Annotated in this window: 13 protein-coding genes; 10 read left to right on the plus strand and 3 right to left on the minus strand. The window is 43.9% G+C overall.

Going from position 1 to position 17,817, the window contains the following annotated elements; translation table 11 throughout:
• Window positions 1–213: 213 nt before the first annotated feature.
• On the minus strand, window positions 214–1,530 hold the full coding sequence (locus AAC006_RS00380; protein ID WP_288388891.1) for a DUF2252 family protein: 1,317 nt from the start codon (window positions 1,528–1,530) through the stop codon (window positions 214–216).
• Window positions 1,531–1,871: 341 nt separating this feature from the next.
• Between AAC006_RS00380 and ahpC the strand changes: the two genes are divergently transcribed.
• The 6 genes from ahpC to AAC006_RS00410 all read left to right on the plus strand — a co-directional run bounded on the left by ahpC (window position 1,872) and on the right by AAC006_RS00410 (window position 8,523).
• On the plus strand, window positions 1,872–2,435 hold the full coding sequence (gene ahpC, locus AAC006_RS00385; RefSeq protein WP_013783827.1) for an alkyl hydroperoxide reductase subunit C: 564 nt from the start codon (window positions 1,872–1,874) through the stop codon (window positions 2,433–2,435).
• A gap of 148 nt (window positions 2,436–2,583) precedes the next feature.
• A complete protein-coding gene (ahpF, locus tag AAC006_RS00390) occupies window positions 2,584–4,173 on the plus strand; it encodes an alkyl hydroperoxide reductase subunit F (RefSeq protein ID WP_339890420.1) in 1,590 nt (529 codons plus the stop codon).
• Between the two features lie 290 nt (window positions 4,174–4,463).
• Window positions 4,464–5,003 (plus strand): hypothetical protein, encoded by a 540-nt coding sequence (locus AAC006_RS00395; protein WP_244360237.1) that lies wholly within the window; start codon window positions 4,464–4,466, stop codon window positions 5,001–5,003.
• An 8-nt stretch (window positions 5,004–5,011) separates the two neighbouring features.
• Window positions 5,012–6,526, plus strand: coding sequence for a PepSY-associated TM helix domain-containing protein (locus tag AAC006_RS00400; RefSeq protein WP_339890422.1), 1,515 nt, complete (start codon window positions 5,012–5,014; stop codon window positions 6,524–6,526).
• 357 nt (window positions 6,527–6,883) lie between these two features.
• Window positions 6,884–8,023, plus strand: a complete 1,140-nt coding sequence (locus AAC006_RS00405; protein ID WP_339350593.1) for an SMP-30/gluconolactonase/LRE family protein — start codon at window positions 6,884–6,886, stop codon at window positions 8,021–8,023.
• Window positions 8,020–8,523, plus strand: a complete 504-nt coding sequence (locus AAC006_RS00410) for a cupin domain-containing protein (RefSeq protein WP_013783833.1) — start codon at window positions 8,020–8,022, stop codon at window positions 8,521–8,523. Before AAC006_RS00405 ends, AAC006_RS00410 begins: the two co-directional genes overlap by 4 nt.
• 34 nt (window positions 8,524–8,557) lie before the next feature.
• Here the strand turns inward: AAC006_RS00410 and AAC006_RS00415 are convergent, their stop codons facing one another.
• Entirely contained in the window at window positions 8,558–10,846 is a 2,289-nt protein-coding gene (locus tag AAC006_RS00415; protein WP_339890424.1) for a YgiQ family radical SAM protein, read from the minus strand.
• Window positions 10,847–11,125: 279 nt separating this feature from the next.
• Here AAC006_RS00415 and AAC006_RS00420 point away from each other — a divergent pair, with 279 nt between their 5' ends.
• Complete coding sequence (locus AAC006_RS00420) at window positions 11,126–11,593, plus strand: EVE domain-containing protein (RefSeq protein WP_339890426.1); 468 nt, start codon at window positions 11,126–11,128, stop codon at window positions 11,591–11,593.
• Window positions 11,594–11,669: 76 nt separating this feature from the next.
• Here AAC006_RS00420 and AAC006_RS00425 read toward each other — a convergent pair whose 3' ends face one another.
• Window positions 11,670–12,086, minus strand: a complete 417-nt coding sequence (locus AAC006_RS00425) for a DoxX family membrane protein (RefSeq protein ID WP_013783837.1) — start codon at window positions 12,084–12,086, stop codon at window positions 11,670–11,672.
• Window positions 12,087–12,239: 153 nt separating this feature from the next.
• Between AAC006_RS00425 and AAC006_RS00430 the strand changes: the two genes are divergently transcribed.
• From AAC006_RS00430 to AAC006_RS00440, 3 genes are all read left to right on the plus strand, one after another.
• Window positions 12,240–14,615, plus strand: a complete 2,376-nt coding sequence (locus AAC006_RS00430; RefSeq protein WP_339890427.1) for a TonB-dependent receptor — start codon at window positions 12,240–12,242, stop codon at window positions 14,613–14,615.
• Window positions 14,616–14,635: 20 nt separating this feature from the next.
• Window positions 14,636–16,789 carry an FAD-dependent oxidoreductase gene (locus AAC006_RS00435; protein WP_339890428.1) on the plus strand — a complete coding sequence of 718 codons (2,154 nt, stop codon included), beginning with the start codon at window positions 14,636–14,638 and terminating at the stop codon, window positions 16,787–16,789.
• 112 nt (window positions 16,790–16,901) lie between these two features.
• On the plus strand, window positions 16,902–17,735 hold the full coding sequence (locus AAC006_RS00440) for a DUF547 domain-containing protein (RefSeq protein ID WP_260563461.1): 834 nt from the start codon (window positions 16,902–16,904) through the stop codon (window positions 17,733–17,735).
• Window positions 17,736–17,817 lie beyond the last annotated feature (82 nt).

Consider the following 17,817-nt stretch of genomic DNA (forward strand, 5'->3'; position numbering starts at 1 on the left):
TAGCCTATAACTATAATGTCAACGCAGGAATGACTTAACGTTATTCAAGTTTATTTTTAATATGTATATATAAATCAGCGTCTTAGTCTATTCAAATAAAGTTATTTATGACATTGGCTCGTCATAAAAGGCTTTTTGCATCTATAAATAACACTACAAAGACAAAAAATTCTTCAGTGCACGCTTCTTATCGCTAGACGATAAACCCCCACATTAAGTATTTTTTAGCGTATCGCAAAACCAAGTGTGATCATCAATAACTTGCTTTGCATAATGATTAGCACTACTGATTAGCGCACTATTTGTATGGTGGTTTAACGCTTTTACGGCGCTTTTCGCAAACCGTGTACTTCGCCTGTCACCACGACAATGGGCTAACGCAAGGGTGTAGCCGCACAGTTTAGCGAAATAACCAAAGTCTCCATTTCGCGCTTTATTTCCCATACCAATATCATGGGGATCTAATCCTACTTTGGCGTGGTGGCGTGAGCGAATTAACCAGTGTGCATTATCCCAAATAACTTCATCTAGCAATAAATCTGGACGGCGCTGCATTCGTCGTTGGCTCCGTGCGGTTAAATGAGCAGGGTTCAATCGATTCACCGGACACACATTATCGAAGTAGAATAAGGGCGCGGCTTTGCGCTGTTGTTTTACCTCAACAATATGGCAATAACGAAAACTTTCAGCGTTATGCGGTTTTTTGGGGCCAACTAAGAAATAGAAACGGCGCATATTTACCGAACCGGTTCCGGCATTTTCCCTGCTGGTGATATCAACAATGTCATCATCCATATAGGGTGCGAATGCCGTTAACACCTGCTGATGTTCTGCTGGGCTCAGCGGCGTGTATTTATCGGTGATGTGTTTAAATTTTAGGCCATCCTGCGTTAAATGAACCGCTTTAGCTAGCGCACTTTTAGATTCGAACTTTTCACCGCAAGACGAACGTTCCAATGCTTTGCGATAGAATTTTTTCAATTTTCCATCAGGCTCTTGTTCCATTGCTTCATTGATAACCGTCGCATCTTCAGTTACGCGTTGGCATGTTGCAACGTACTCTTGAATGAAAAGAGATTGAGCATGTTTAACCTGGTGGGGGTCTACTGCAGGTTTTAACGGGTCTGGCATGTCTATCAAAAAGCGGCCTTCAGAAATACCTTTGCAATGAGCTTCTACCAGAGACAGTGAAGTAAGATAGCGAAGAATATCCCAATGTGCATAGCCAACACAGGCATCGTCAAAATCGTTCGGCGTAAAAATAACGGTGTCGCCGTGTGAGCCTTCCTCAGTGAGAAAACCAAAATTAGACGTATGGCAATCACCCATTACACTGGTCAGTGACATCGAAAAGCATGCCTCTGGCACTGGTAAGTGGCGATTTGCTAGGTCTGCATAAAATAGTTGTGCGCTACCGCGGTAAAATACAAACGGGCTTAAGGCCATTTTTAAATGTTTAGCTAAGTGGGGAGAAGGTCGGGTGCCATCAATTTTAGCAATTTCTTGATTAAGAAATTTCGCGCGATCCATAACTGCAATGCCGTTGTAACAATGATGGCGTTAACATTACCTTTATTGGTTTTTGAATGCGAGGCTTGCGTGGGGAGGTGGAATGTGAGAAATTTCGCTTGTTCGGGATTTTTGCGATTAATTTATATTATTGATTGGTAAATTTGATTGAAACATTCAAAAATACCAATTAGTTTTTTTAAAAAAACCGCGCTATTCTTATCACCAGTTTCAACGAAGTCGAGTTTAACCAAAACCGATTCTGGTTGGTTGCACTGGGCTTTGTAATATTTCGTACTATTTGTATTGGTTAGGACTTTACTAACAATACAAAATTTATTCACTTAATGGAGAAAGTAAACATGGCATTAATTAACACTGCTATCAAACCGTTCAAAGCACAAGCATTTAAAGACGGCGAGTTCATCGAAGTAAGCAGCGAAGATATCAGCGGTAAGTGGGCAGTATTTGTTTTCTATCCAGCAGATTTCACTTTTGTATGCCCAACTGAGCTTGGCGACATTGCTGATAAGTACGAAGAGCTTCAGTCTCGTGGCGTAGAAGTATTCTCAGTATCTACTGATACTCACTTCACTCACAAAGCGTGGCACGATTCGTCTGACACTATCAACAAAATCAAGTTTGCAATGATTGGCGACCCTACTGGTGAAATCACTCGCAACTTCGATTGTATGCGTGAAACTATGGGTCTTGCTGACCGTGCAACATTTGTTGTTGACCCAGAAGGTATCGTTCAAGCGATGGAAATCACTTCTGAAGGTATCGGCCGTGATGCAGACGACCTAGTTCGCAAAATCAAAGCTGCTCAGTACGTTGCTTCTCACCCAGGTGAAGTTTGCCCAGCTAAATGGAAAGAAGGCGAAGCTACACTAGCTCCTTCTCTTGACCTAGTAGGCAAAATCTAAGCAACCGCTTAGCGCTTATAAGTAATTTATAAGTAAGTATGGGAGTGGGTCTCCACTCCCTATCTAATTAATTTCCAATTCCTGCTTATATTGTTAGCCTGAAAAATGGTTGGCGGGGATCGGCGTGTCGAAAATAAGGCAGACTACCGTGTTAACTAAAGAAATTTTACAAGCGTTGAAAGGCTATGCTGAGTCAATGCAGAAAAACGTAACCTTCGTCGTACAGACCGGTGAACACAGCAAGCGTGAAGAGCTTGTGTCGTTTCTGTCCGACATTGCTGGTGTAAGTGACAAACTAAGCCTTGAAGAGCGCGACACTAACGGTGTTTTACGCAGCTCAATCAGCTTTTTACTAGAGGCTGATGGTGAAGATACAGGCATTCGCTTTTCTGGTATTCCTGGCGGTCACGAATTTAACTCGCTTATCTTAGGTATGCTTCACGCATCAGGTACCGAGCTTAAAATTGATGACAGCGTAAAAGCGATTGTTAAAGGCGTTAAAGAAGAACTTAACTTTGAAGTATTTATCAGCTTAAGCTGCCATAACTGCCCAGAAGTCGTTCAAGCGCTTAACCAATTTGCACTACTTAATCCAAACATTACGTCTGAAATGATTGACGGTGGATTGTATCAAAACGTAGTAGCAGAACGTGATATTCAGGGCGTTCCAAGCGTTTACCTAAATGGTGAGCTATTCGCTAATGGTAAGGTCGATGCATCGGTTCTTATCGATAAACTTATCGAACGTGACCCTTCGCTAAAAGAGGCGAACAAGGGTGAGTCGTTACCGCTACAAGACGTTACCGTAATTGGTGGTGGTCCAGCGGGCGTGGCATCAGCGATATACAGCGCACGTAAAGGTTTAAAAGTGACTGTGGTTGCCGATCGTTTCGGTGGTCAAGTGAAAGATACAATGGGTATTGAGAACCTTATCTCGGTATCTAAAACTACCGGCCCTGAGCTAGTAGGTAACTTAATGGAACACATGAACGATTATGATATTACGCTTAAAGAGCACGTTCGTGTTGATTCTGTAGAACAAGGTAATGTTAAAACTATTACGTTATCGTCTGGCGAGCAAATTCGTACTCGTTCAATTATTGTTGCAACAGGCGCACGTTGGAGAGAACTTGGTGTGCCAGGTGAGAAAGAAAACGTAGGTAATGGCGTGGCGTACTGCCCACACTGCGATGGTCCTTTCTTTAAAGGTAAAGACGTTGCAGTTATTGGAGGTGGCAACTCGGGTATTGAAGCGGCACTTGATTTAGCGGGTATTGTTAAATCGGTAACGGTATTTGAATTCATGCCAGAACTTAAAGCTGACCAAGTACTGATTGACCAAGCTGAAAAACGTGAAAATATCACGATTATCAGAAACGCAGCGACGCATCAAATCACTGCTGAGAATGGAAAAGTTAATGCTATCGAGTATCAAGATCGCAATACTACAGAACTCCATACTCTCCCGCTTTCGGGTGTGTTCGTACAGATTGGCCTAGTACCAAACAGTCAATTCATGGAAGGCGTGGTTGACATGAGTAAGTACGGTGAAATCGTTATCGATACTAAGTGCAACACGTCTGCACCAGGTATATTTGCAGCCGGTGATGTTACAACAGTACCTTACAAGCAAATCGTTATTTCAATGGGCGAGGGTGCAAAAGCGTCATTAGCAGCATTTGAATACTTGCTAAGCCACGAAGTCATAGAGATGGACGAAGAAACACAAGCTGCCTAATTATTATTTCTAATAATTAGCGCAATACATAAGGCCGACTTACTCACGTAAGTCGGCCTTTTTTATGAAGAGAATTTCGCGCTATTTATCCTCAATAAAATATCAAATAGGAATAATTATTGTTTTCATTAGCCGCTGTTTTTTGGTAATTTATACATAACATCAGTTGATCAGAAAACGCGTAATAAAACCTTACAAGGCTAAGCATTAAACCTGCCGGGTGACGGCTATTTTTCGCTTGCCGAGCGTTTAAACATTTCAGCACCAATAAAAATATATAAAGGTAAGTTATGTTCATGTTATTTGCCGCAAGCGGCCTTTCTCTAGCCTCTATAGCGGCAGTCTATCAAAGTTGGCGGCGTCAAACTGGCCCTATGCTGTATGTGGGGATAGGCGTTTGGCTTCTATCTTCTATAGCCTGGTCACTCTCTGTGGGTTGGGAGTTTGGAGTACTATACGCGTTATGTTTGCCCGGCCTTTTGGTGTGGCCGTTTATTGCAATGAATCAGTCTCACATGGCTGTACCGCTTCAAATCCCCCAGCCCAGAAAACTAGACTTTTCTCCTCGCACATCAATTCAGCATGCTTTGCACTACATCGTAGTTTTGCTGCTGTTACTGGTATTTAGCGTTGTTGCATCACTAGCGATTTGTGCATTATTACCGATGGATATAACAGGGCAGTTAGCTACCTGTATGGTGATATCACCCATCATTTGGGGGCTTGCAGTTTACCACTACCTAGCTACATCGAAAAAAATTAAAACGGTTGGCGGCTATCTTGTAGCAACAGCAGTAAGTGTAGCAATACTGATGGCAATGCCAATTTAGGAATTAAAATGAACAAAGCGACAAAACAATCAGCCCTAAATGCACATAGCTGGGTTGGCGTATTTTTAAGCGTACTCCTTTTTTTGGTCTGCCTGTCAGGCACTATCGCCGTATTCCATTTAGAATTTGAACGGTGGGAACAACCGCATATTCCCGAGTTTGAATCCGTCGAGGATGGGGCAGTAGAAAAGGCGATGGACAGCTTTTTAACTAAGCATCCCGAAGAAACAGATCATCTATTTGTGGTGCTCCCTACATCAGGTATTCCAAGGTTGGTAGTAGAGAACGACCACGCCGCATACTTTGCAGATGAACAAGGTAATTTGCTTGAAAAAGAAAATGTAGCCTTCACCCAAATGTTGGTGGATTTACATTTGTACCTCAACTTACCGCATAGCTGGGGGATGATACTGGTGAGTGCCTTAGGCGCCATAATATGTACCCTTATCTTCACAGGAGTTATCGCCCATAAGCGTATAGCGAAAGATGCGTTTAAACTTAGAAGAGGCGGCAATGGTCAACAAAGCCAAATTGATTTGCACAATCGCTTTGGCCTTTGGGCATCACCATTTCATTTAGTCATTGCAATAACAGGAACCTATTTTGGTTTAGCCGGTATCGTACTGGTGCTAGTGGCACAATTAAATTATGGCGGTGACAGGGATGCGGTAATAAACCAAGTATTTACCCCCGACCCAGTCATTGAAGCGCAAGAAGGTAAACCAGCGATAGGTAAAGCCATCGCGCAAATGGAAACCATAGCCCCAGAAAACCCGCTTATATTTGTGACTGTTCACGAGGTGAACAAACCTGAACAGTTCATTGAAATTTATGCACAAGTACCTGGGCGAATGATATACGGTGAAGCATATCGATTTGATACCGCAGGTAATTATTTAGGCACTGCCGGTTACGACGATGGCGCATGGGGTAAGCAATTGTTGTGGGCTGTTTATCGCCTTCACTTTGGCGACTTTGCAGGAATACCGAGTAAAGTACTGTATTTTGTTTTGGGTATCATGCTATCCATGCTGTGCGTATCGGGAATGGAAGTGTGGTTATCTAAAAAAGCGCATCCTGTGTTGGCCACGCGTTTGTGGTATTGCACGGTGTGGGGCAGTGTGAGTGCATTGGCGTTCACGGCAATAGCAGATATGTTCTTTTCAGGTTCGTTAATTGCAGTATTTTGGGGACTAATGGTGTTAAATGTAGCACTTACGGTGGCCATAAAGCGGCTTACCAAACCAGTGTGGCTGATAATTTCAGGTATCAGTGTGTTATTGCTTCTATTTATTTATAGCGCTGTGAACGGAGAACATGCACTTTCGGTGGCATCGTTGCAATTAAACATACCCATGCTGATTAATGTTGTATGGAGTATTTTACGAGGTAACACTTTACTTAAGCGTGAAACTCTACTGTCGAATTTTCAAAAAGAAAATCAAACAACAACGCACAATATAGATGGTAATGGCGACAAGAGCGCATCAGTATCGACTGAAACGCAATCGCCAATGGCTTAATATACTGTACAAACACGACTGCATTGGTAGCGTTAACTAATACAGCGTGGCTTTTACTTAGGTTAAATAACCAAAATGTGAAAGCCGCGCTTTTTTGTGTCTACATTTCGTTTCTTTTACCTTTATCTCCACTTCCGACTCCATCTCCACAGTCATCTTTGACTTCGCCTTAACGCGATCACTTGTTCTTTTTATTAAACATCCATTTACCTACTTAGTGGGCATTGATTGGTCGTGTTTTAACTGCCTATAGCTTTCAACCATATTGAATAATCACCAATCTGAATTTAACCCCAGGTTGGGAACATGCTATTGCTACAGTTATACATTTTTAGATGGAATTAATAAGGGTAGCGCATGCGAATTTTAGTCATAAGTGCTTTGATAGCCGTGATGGGGTATTTACTACTTTGGCCTGTACCGGTTGAACCGGACGCATGGAATACACCAAAAGATAAAGGCTATAGCGGCGTTCATCACGTCAATGATAAGCTATCCTTCGCCCATGCTATAGCCTTAGGCGAATTAACAGCCTTGAGCCATAAAGAAGCCACCACAATAAAAAGAGAATACGGCCCAGAAGATTTTGCTCTGCGAAGTGATGGCACTATCGCCACGGCCACGCATTCTGGCACTATCATGCTATTAGCACCCAACGATACCCATTTTACACCTTGGGTTAACACGGGCGGGAGGCCGCTTGGGTTGGAGTTCGATGCCAGCGATAATCTTATTGTGGCAGATGCTTACCTGGGGTTACTTTCTGTTTCGCCATCAGGTGTCATTACCTTGCTAACTGATGCTGTTGATGGCACGCCCATTGTGTACGCTGACGATGTAGATGTGGCAGAAAATGGCATGATATATTTTTCTGACGCCACCACTAAATTTAGTGCAAAAGCCTATGGCGGAACACTTAGCGGCAGCTTGTTAGAAATTTTAGAGCACAAAGGTAATGGCCGATTACTCGCGTACAATCCAAATACCAACGTCACTACTGTTTTAATGGATGGGTTAGTCTTTGCCAATGGGGTTGCTATCAGCCATAACCAGCAATATGTTTTGGTGAACGAAACTGGTAGCTACCGAGTGTTACGTTACTTCATTGCTGGGCCCAAAACAGGTTTGGTAGATGTGTTCATCGATAACTTACCCGGCTTTCCCGATAATATTGCCACAGCACCCGACGGTGGCTACTGGGTAGGGTTTGCTTCACCGCGTTCCGCCTCGTTAGACGATTTATCAAACTCTCCATTTTTGCGTAAAGTAGTACAGCGCTTGCCTGCATCATTGCGCCCCAAAGCAAAAGCCTACGGCCATGTAATAAAATTAAATAAACAAGGCAAGGTGACAAATGACTTACAAGATCCAAGTGGAAATTATCCACTGACAACAGGGGTGTTAGAAACGGCAGATATGCTATACATTAGCAGCCTAACTGCGTCGTCTGTGGCGGTGGTTGAAAAAGCAAATTTACCAAAGGGAGAGGATGAATGAAGCGTAATTTACCTATAATGTTAACCGTTATTTTAGGTGTTTTTGGCAGTTTTTCTATTGCTTATGCCCCAGATACTTTTGCGGTTAATAAGAATGACACTGGCAAAGTGATTTCTGGCGACAGTTTCAAAACACAGGTAATCCCACAGGCCAAAGCAGCCATTGATGAAGGCGAGGGTTGGATATTCTATAGCTATCACAATGATGAAACCTTTGGTACTAGCCAATCATTAGCGGGTATGGCAGTTATTAAGCCCGGTGTAGAAATACACCCACCTCACGAACATAGTGACGAAGAGTTTCTATTGGTGACTCAGGGAAGTGGGGAGTGGAGCGTTGAAGGTGAAGTGTTTAAGGCTAATACCGGCGACATGCTATACGCAGCCCCTTGGGATGAACACGGGGTGAAAAATACCGGTGATATCGATTTAGTGTTTGTGGTATTTAAGTGGCACAGCAAAGGTATTGCTGTGCCTACAAAAAGTGCTTACAAAAAATAACTAACAAATCGTTAGTATAAAGCGATAGGGGAAACTAGCGTTTTGCTGTTGGTTTCCCTCTTCGCTGTGAGCTTGGCGTGTTCTGTCCACGATTTTGCCCGCCGCTTTTACCGCCGTTTCTGTTCTCAGTTTTATTCCCACCTCTATTTTCGCTAGAAGCGCCAGCAGTGTTGTTTTTACCACGGCCTTTCCGTTGGAAATTTGGCGGTAAACCCGTGTGCTTAGTTAATCCACGTTCGCCATTTCTGCCTTTTACTGCTTTTTGACGTTTTTCATCTGCGGTTTCAGGCGGTACTAAGTGCTGTGCGCCACGGCCTATTAAATCTTCGCGGCCCATACGCTTAAGGGCTTCACGAATTTGCGCGAAGTTCTTAGGATCGTGATATCGAAGCATAGCTTTGTGTAAGCGTCGGTGTATTTCACCTTTAGCCGAAGGCACATCTTCACTGTCTTTTGTTACCTTGCGAAGTGAATTCACTTCGGTGTGGTACATAGTCGTTGCCGTCGCCATTGGTGAAGGATAGAAGTTCTGCACTTGATCAAGCTTAAACTTATTCTCTTTCAGCCAAATCGCCAAATTCAACATATCGTCGTCTGTGGTGCCTGGGTGCGAGGCAATAAAGTACGGAATAAGATATTGTTTCTTACCCGCTTCTTGCGAATATTTATCGAACAACTCTTTAAAGTGGTAATAGCTGCCCATACCCGGCTTCATCATTTTAGATAATGGGCCGTCTTCGGTGTGCTCTGGGGCTATCTTCAAATAGCCGCCAACGTGATGTAGCGCTAACTCTTTTACGTACTCAGGATCTTCTACCGCCAAGTCGTAACGAACACCAGAAGCGATAAGCACTTTCTTCACGCCGGGCAATTCACGAGCACGACGATATAAATCGATGGTCGGCTTATGATCGGTATCCATATGCGCACAAATACTCGGATATACACAAGATGGACGACGACACGTGGCTTCGGCTTTAGGGCTCTTACAGCGCAAACGATACATATTTGCCGTAGGGCCACCTAAGTCTGAAATAACACCGGTAAACCCAGGTACGGTATCGCGAATTTCTTCAATTTCACGAATAATCGAGTCTTCAGAGCGGCTTTGAATAATTCGCCCTTCATGCTCTGTAATAGAACAGAAAGTACAACCGCCGTAACACCCGCGCATAATATTGATACTGAACTTAATCATATCGTAAGCGGGTATAGTGGCATCGCCATACACAGGGTGAGGCACACGCTGATAAGGAAGGTCGAATACCGCGTCCATTTCCTCAGTTTCCAAAGGCATGGCGGGTGGGTTTATCCAAATATGTCTGTCGCCATGGCGCTGCATTAATGCACGAGCACAACCAGGGTTGGTTTCTTGGTGTAAAATACGTGACGTGTGGGCATACAAGACTTTGTTATCTTTTACTGTTTCGTACGCCGGTAGCTTAACGTATACATTTTCCCAAGGCTTGCGGCGTTCCGGAGGCTGTATCACGACGGGCGCGGCTTCAGGCGCTTCGCTGTTTGCATTATCTTTATCTTGCGAGTCGCACTCAGGCTCCATTTGATAAGGGCTTGAGATAGGCTCGATTTTACCGGGGCGATCTAACGAGGTTGAATCAACCCCTTGCCACTCAGGTAGTGCTTCTTTCACGATAATAGCGGTGCCGCGTATATCGCGCATTTCATCAATAGTTTCACCCGCCGCTAAGCGGTGGGTAACTTCAACCAATGGGCGCTCGGCATTACCGAAAAAGAGCATGTCAGCTTTGGAGTCGAACAATACAGAACGACGTACTTTTTCGCTCCAATAATCGTAATGGGCGATACGGCGCAAGCTAGCTTCAATACCGCCGGCAATAACAGGCGTGCCTTTAAACGCTTCACGGCATCGTTGTGCGTATACGGTAACCGCGCGATCTGGGCGTTTGCCGCCAACATTACCTGCTGTATAAGCGTCGTCGTGACGAAGTTTTTTATCTGCCGTATAGCGGTTGATCATGGAATCCATGTTACCCGCTGTAACACCGAAGTATAAATTTGGCTTACCAAGGGTCATGAAGGCGTCTTTGCTCGTCCAATCGGGCTGAGAAATGATACCTACACGAAAACCGTGGGCTTCAAGTACACGGCCAATAACTGCCATACCAAAGCTTGGGTGATCTACGTACGCATCACCAGTCACTAAGATAACGTCACAGCTGTCCCATCCTAGGGTATCCATTTCCTCTTTAGACATGGGAAGAAACGGCGCAGTACCAAGGCAGTGCGGCCAATATTTAGGATAAGAAAATAGACCGCGATCGGCCTTAATGGTGGCTTGCATAAGATTCACATATAGCAGAGAAAAAAAGAATTAAGTAGGTCAGTACATCATCGTTCATATTGCTAATCGCAAATACAAAACTGCCAAGAGCCATAAATAGCCAAGAGCCAGAATAAATAGCCATAGGCGAGTATGAAATTGCTTAAAGCGAATATAAACATTGTAGACCGAACACCTATTATACCAGTACTCAGCAACCAAGGTATAGCGCTGTCGTTAAATTCACCGCCTTTGTTATACTGCATTGCTATATCAATTACGATAATAACGAGAAAATGTATGGCTTACTGGTTATTTAAGACAGAACCCGATGCATTCAGCATTGATGATTTAAATTCACGGCCTGACCAAACAGAACCTTGGGACGGGGTGCGTAACTACCAAGCAAGAAACTTTTTGCGCGATAAGGTCGCCGTTGGCGATCAGGTTTTCATCTATCATTCGAGTTGCAAAATAGTCGGTATCGCCGGGGTAGCAGAAGTAGTAAAGGCAGGTTACCCAGATGAAACCCAGTTCAACCCTGAATCCAATTACTACGACCCCAAATCTACGCGTGAAAATCCGCGGTGGTTTCGGGTCGATGTAAAGTTTGTTGAAAAGTTTGAAAGTGTATTGCCGCTATCTGTTATTAAGGCAATGCCTAACATTACAGAAATAGGTTTGGTTAAAAAGGGCGGTAGGTTATCGATAATGCCGGTGGAAGAAACAGAATGGCAGCAGCTTTATACTACTGCCAAAATGAACTAAACCTGCTATATATAAGTAAATATTTATCTAAGATTTTATCTAAGATACCGGCGGCGTTTAAGCTGCTGGATATACTCTATTTGCCTAACGCAAAACGAGTATCTGCATCTCTTAATAAATAAAGGGCAAAACACGCCGCCCACATTGGCCATGCAGCGAAAAACAACATGTTGTTGAAGGCATCAAAGTATTGCGGAAATGACGACAAGGTTGACCCGCCGTGAAGTAAGAAAATTAAACCGTAGGTGTAACGCTTTGCGATACCGGCAACGAAAGCAAGAACCAGTGCCAACTGAAATGCACCTAAAATGTATACGGCTGTTTCTGGTACGCCACCAATTGAATAAAAATGTTCAAATATCTTTGCGCTATGTGCAGGGTTAACGAATTTGTCTAATGTCCACACGAACATAACAATGAAAACAGAAACACGAAGGGCGAGTAGAGACCAACTGAGGCGATGGGAAATATCAGTGGTTTGTTGAGATTGCATTTTAACTCCTATTTATTTGTGTAGCGATAAAGAACGGGGGTTTTCATATTAAATTTCAAAAACTTTCATAGAAAAAAATAAAAATGCTTATGAAATATTTTTAGCCGGGTGTCGGTCTTGTCGAGTAAGCAATCTTGTAAGGTAAAAATACGAATGAGAAATAATATTGGGCTTGCCATCAGTGCACTGGCTCTATCTGTAAGCCAAGGGCTGCAAGCTCAGCAAGCTGACACGCTTGATACCATCGACAAAAATGACATAAAAAAAGATATAGAAGTCGTTGAGGTGACTGGAAATCAGCAAGTGCTAAACCCGTTAAACCCTGGCGACAATACGTTAAGTGGATTATTTGGCGCTGGCATGTCGGCAGCTGATACGCCCCGAGCGGTAACGTCTTTGTCGGCTGAAGCTATGGATGCATTAAACATCAATACCTTACACGATATTGTAAAAGCTGCGCCTAACGCTTATGCATCTAGCGGTTTTGGTACCCCTAGTTTGCCAAGTATACGTGGGCAATTGGGCGAGCTATTTCAAGATGGTATACGCCGCCAATCAGGTAACAATGGTTTTGGTTTACCGGTTTCATTCAATAGTGTTGAACAACTAGATGTAGTGAAAGGGCCATCGCCCGTGCTGTTTGGCAGCACGCAGCGAAATGGTGGCTTTGTGAATCTGCAAACCAAAACTGCGCCTACTGCAGATAGCGAAGGGAATATCACGTTGCGCGCTGGTCGTTGGGATCAATACTCGGCGCAGCTTGATTATGGTACCGCCATTGAAGAAGGCAAAAGTGGGGTGAGAGTCAGCGTTGAGTGGCTAGATCATGGCAGCTTTTTCGACTATGCCGAGCGTGAAAACAAAAACCTGTTTATTGCGTACCGATATACACCGAGCGATGCCACAACATGGGACGTAAGTGCAGAGTATTACGATGCCGAATATCCTGACATTGCAGGTATTAATCGCCCCACGCAAAACCTGATTGATAACAACCTTTATATAACGGGCCAAGGCGTACAAGCGAATGGCAGTACCGTACCTAGAGCGGGCGCTATTATCTCACCAACCGGTGAAGTGGTTATTCCCCGAAGTCAGGTGTATACCCACCCTGATGATATTAATGGTGCTGAAACTACTGTACTGCGCAGCAATTTAACCCATCAATTTTCAGATAGCCTTGTGCTACGTAACATGACCTATTATCAACACCTAACCCGTGAAGAAATTGCTCAAAATAGCTTTGTAGAAATTATTGATGGTGCCGATGCGTTCGAGAATCGCACTGAATTAGACGTGGTTTGGAACGATAAGCAAACCACCACATTTGGTTTGGCGTTACGTTACAACGATGTATTAGGTTACAGCCAGTTTACGACTGAAGCTGACAGCCCTGTAGATTTAACCGGCCCGTTAAGTAACCGAGAAATACCCTTAACCGATGCACAAAAAGCACGATTGGTTGAGCTTCGTCCCGGCGTATTTGTATCACCTGGTGCCCAGTACGATATAGATGGCGATGGTGTAGGGGATTACAATTTATCCGACACCACGGATTCAACCACCTTACAAACGGGCCTTGCATTGCAGCAGCGTTCACAGTGGACAGAATCGTTTTCAACCATTGCCGGTGTTAGATTCGACTATTACGATGTAGAAGCGCGCGATCCCCTTGCTCCTGAAGGTGTTACCGCCGCTTCTGACACTTATAACGATATACTTGAAAGCGTACAACTCAGTGCGGTGTACAAGCTAACAGAATCACTTAATGCTTATGTGGCGTGGTCAGAGAATGATGCCACATCCAATAGCATGGCAGGGGGTACTACACTTACCAGTGCCAACGAAATTAACCCGCTAAATTTTGCCACTGAAAATACCCTTTACGAAGTAGGGCTTAAGTATTCTCCTGATAGTCATTGGTATGGTGAAGTGTCGGTATTTGACCAAACTCGTAGTTTACGTAACCGCGATGGCAGCAACAGTGGTGTGAAAACCAAAGGCGCAGAGCTGCAAGTTTTCTACCAAGGGCAAGATGTGTGGGTAAATGCGGCGTACAGTTATTTGGATGCGCGCTTCGATGATTCAGCGGCGTTTCAAGATACTGCACAAGTGGCCGATGCTTTTGACGATAGTCGACCAGACATTATTGAAGGCAATGGCGTTGGTTCGCCGTCTTTTGCTGCGTTTGCTCCGTCTGACTCATTAGTGCAGGGCATTCCATCGCAAATCGTGTCATTAAATGCTGGCTGGCAACTTACCGATGACTTACAAGTTGGTGCATCAGCCTTGTACACCAAGTCGTTCCCACTAGATTTCCTACAAACTGTATTTATTCGGGATCAAATCAATATTGATGTAAATGCCGATTATGAGGTTACTGATGATATGCGGCTTCGTGTTGATGTTATTAATATTACTGACGAAGAAAACTGGCAGCCTGTGTTTGAAGGTGGTTACTTTGGCGCTACCCTGGCCATGCCCAATACACCTCGTCACGTTCAGTTCACTATGCAATACGCGTTTTAAGCGCAATTAAGGAATAGTTTATGTTTAAGAAAATTGCACTTATCGCCGTATTGGTGGCTGCCGTTTTTGGCTTTTTTTACTTCGATTTGAATACCTATCTTACCCTTGACGGTTTGAAAGGCTCATTAGATACCTTTACACAACAAATTGAAGAAAATCCATTGGTAAGCATTGGGGTCTTCTTCGCTATTTATGTAGCAGTAACGGCCTTGTCGTTGCCCGGTGCCGCCATTCTTACCTTAGCCGCGGGTGCCTTATTTGGACTAGTACAGGGTTTTATCATTGTATCGTTTGCATCAAGTGTAGGCGCTACCTTAGCCTTCTTAGTGGCACGCTTTATTTTACGCGATACCGTAAGAAAGCGTTTTGGTGAAAAGCTTAAAAAGATTGACGAAGGCGTTGAAAAACAAGGCGCTTTTTACCTGTTTACATTGCGCTTAGTGCCAGTGTTTCCGTTCTTCCTGATTAATTTGTTGATGGGCTTAACATCAATTAAAACGTGGACATTCTACTGGGTAAGTCAGTTAGGCATGTTGGCGGGAACCATCGTATATGTAAATGCTGGTACCCAGCTTGCGCAGATAGACAGCTTATCGGGCATTGTATCGCCAGGCCTTATTCTATCGTTTGTATTACTCGGTATATTCCCGTGGATTGCTAAAGCCATTGTGGCGTTTGTTGAGCGTCGCCGTGTTTACAAAGGCTATAAAAAGCCCGCTAAATTCGATAGAAACCTTATCGTTATTGGCGCAGGTGCGGGTGGCTTAGTGACCAGTTATATTGCCGCAGCGGTAAAAGCAAAAGTTACGCTAGTGGAAGCCGGTGAAATGGGCGGTGACTGTTTGAACTATGGTTGCGTGCCAAGTAAAGCTCTCATCAAAACTGCAAAAGTAGCCAACCAGATGCGTCAAGCTGAAAACTATGGTTTGCACAGTGTTGAACCTACTATGTCTTTTAAAACAGTGATGCAGCGTGTACATAACGTTATTGCTACTATCGCGCCGGTAGACAGTGTAGAGCGCTACACCAGTTTGGGTGTGGATGTAGTAAAAGGCTACGCAAAAATCATCGACCCTTGGACGGTGGAAATTAAGCAAAACGATGGCGGCATGCAAACCTTAACGACCAAAAGCATTGTAGTGGCTACAGGCGCAAGCCCGTTTGTACCACCATTGCCAGGTATTGAAGAGAGTGGCTACGTAACTTCTGATACGCTATGGAGCCGTTTTGCTGAGCTAGAAGAAACGCCAAAACGAATGATTGTATTAGGTGGCGGTCCGATTGGCTGCGAACTAGCACAAGCCTTTGCGCGCTTGGGCAGTGATGTCACCCAAGTTGAGCGAGCACCACAGCTTATGGGCCGTGAAGACAAAGAAGTCGCTGAATTTTCAGAAACCGTGCTTCGCGATAGTGGCGTAAACGTGTTAACCAGCCACGACGCCCTTCGTTTTGAAAATAAAGACGGTGTCAAAACCCTAGTAGTCGCGAAAGACGGCAAAGAAAGCGCTATCGAATACGATGAAGTGATTGTAGCGGTAGGGCGTAAAGCACGCCTTAACGGTTTTGGGTTAGAAGAGTTAGGCATTCAATTTGACCGCACTATTGAAACCGATGAATACCTACAAACCTTAATGCCTAACATTTATGCGGCAGGTGATGTAGTTGGGCCGTATCAGTTTACCCATGTTGCATCGCATCACGCTTGGTATGCTGCGGTAAATGCTTTATTTGGTATCTTTAAAAAATTCAAAGTTGATTACCGTGTTATTCCTTGGACTACCTTCATCGACCCTGAAGTAGCGCGGGTAGGGTTAAGCGAAACCGATGCCGCTGACCAAGGTATAGAGGTGGAGGTAACTCGCTACGAGTTTGAAGAACTTGATAGAGCCATTGCTGAAAGTGCTAGAAAAGGTTTTATAAAAGTACTTACTCCGCCGGGTAAAGATAAAATTTTAGGGGTAACCATTGTGTCTGAACACGCTGGTGATTTGCTCGCGGAATTTGTATTAGCCATGAAGCACGATTTGGGGCTTAACAAATTACTTGGCACTATTCACGCTTACCCAACGTGGGCCGAGGGTGCCAAAAACACTGCTGGTACATGGAAGCGCGCTAACACACCAGAAAAGTTACTAAGCTATGTGGAAAAATTCCACACGTGGCGTCGTGGTTAATAAGCGAGTAAATATTATGTTTTCTATGCATGTTATAAAGCTTAAAAAGTCAGGCTTAGCGGCAGCGTTAGGGGCAACTCTAGCGCCAACTCTAGCGCCAAGATTAGCATCAATGGTAATGGGCGCGTTACTACTGGCGACGCCGGTGGTAGCTCATGCTGAAGCTTCTCTACATGAAGCATTTTCAGCAATGCTAACGAAATATGTTGCGCCTATTAACCCTGTTACTACGCGTGATGGAGTAGAAATTAAAGGCACGAGCACAGAAGTTGATTATGCGGGTTTTAAATCGGCGCAAACAGAACTTACTGCTTATCTGAAAAGTTTATCTGCAGTGTCGAAAGATACGTTTAATCAGTGGGATAAAAACACGCAGTTGGCGTTTTTAATTAATGCGTACAATGCGTATACCATCGATTTAATATTAACCCGATACCCTGATTTAACCTCTATTCGTGACATTGGTGGTTTCTTTTCATCACCTTGGAAGCAAGCTTTTGCACCACTGTTAGGTGAAAAGCGTACGCTTGACGATATAGAACACAATCTCATTCGTGAAAAGGGAGTGTACAACGAACCTCGCATTCACTTCGCCGTAAACTGCGCAAGTATTGGTTGTCCTGCATTACGTGAAGAAGCCTATGTGGGCGATAAGTTAGATGAGCAATTAGAGCAGCAGACCGTTCGTTTTTTATCTGACAATAGCCGCAATTATTACGATGGCAATACCCTTCATATTTCGAAAATTTTCAGTTGGTATAAAGAAGACTTTGAAGTGCAATGGGGTGACTCAACAAGCTTAAGAGGGTTCTTAACTCACTACAGCGGGGCATTGTCAGAAAAAGATGGCACTCCACTAAGCGAAACTGATACTAAGAAAATCGCTTCAGAAAGTACAGAAATTGAATTTTTGGATTACAACTGGGCGTTGAATGACCAAGAGTAATTCATTTTTTTTGGTGTTTAGCTATTTTTTAAGCGTCGCGCTGGTGCGTACACGACTATTTTTTATGCTTGGCGTAAGTATT

This window comes from uncultured Alteromonas sp. (assembly GCF_963976965.1).
In the GTDB taxonomy this organism is placed as follows: domain Bacteria; phylum Pseudomonadota; class Gammaproteobacteria; order Enterobacterales; family Alteromonadaceae; genus Alteromonas; species Alteromonas naphthalenivorans.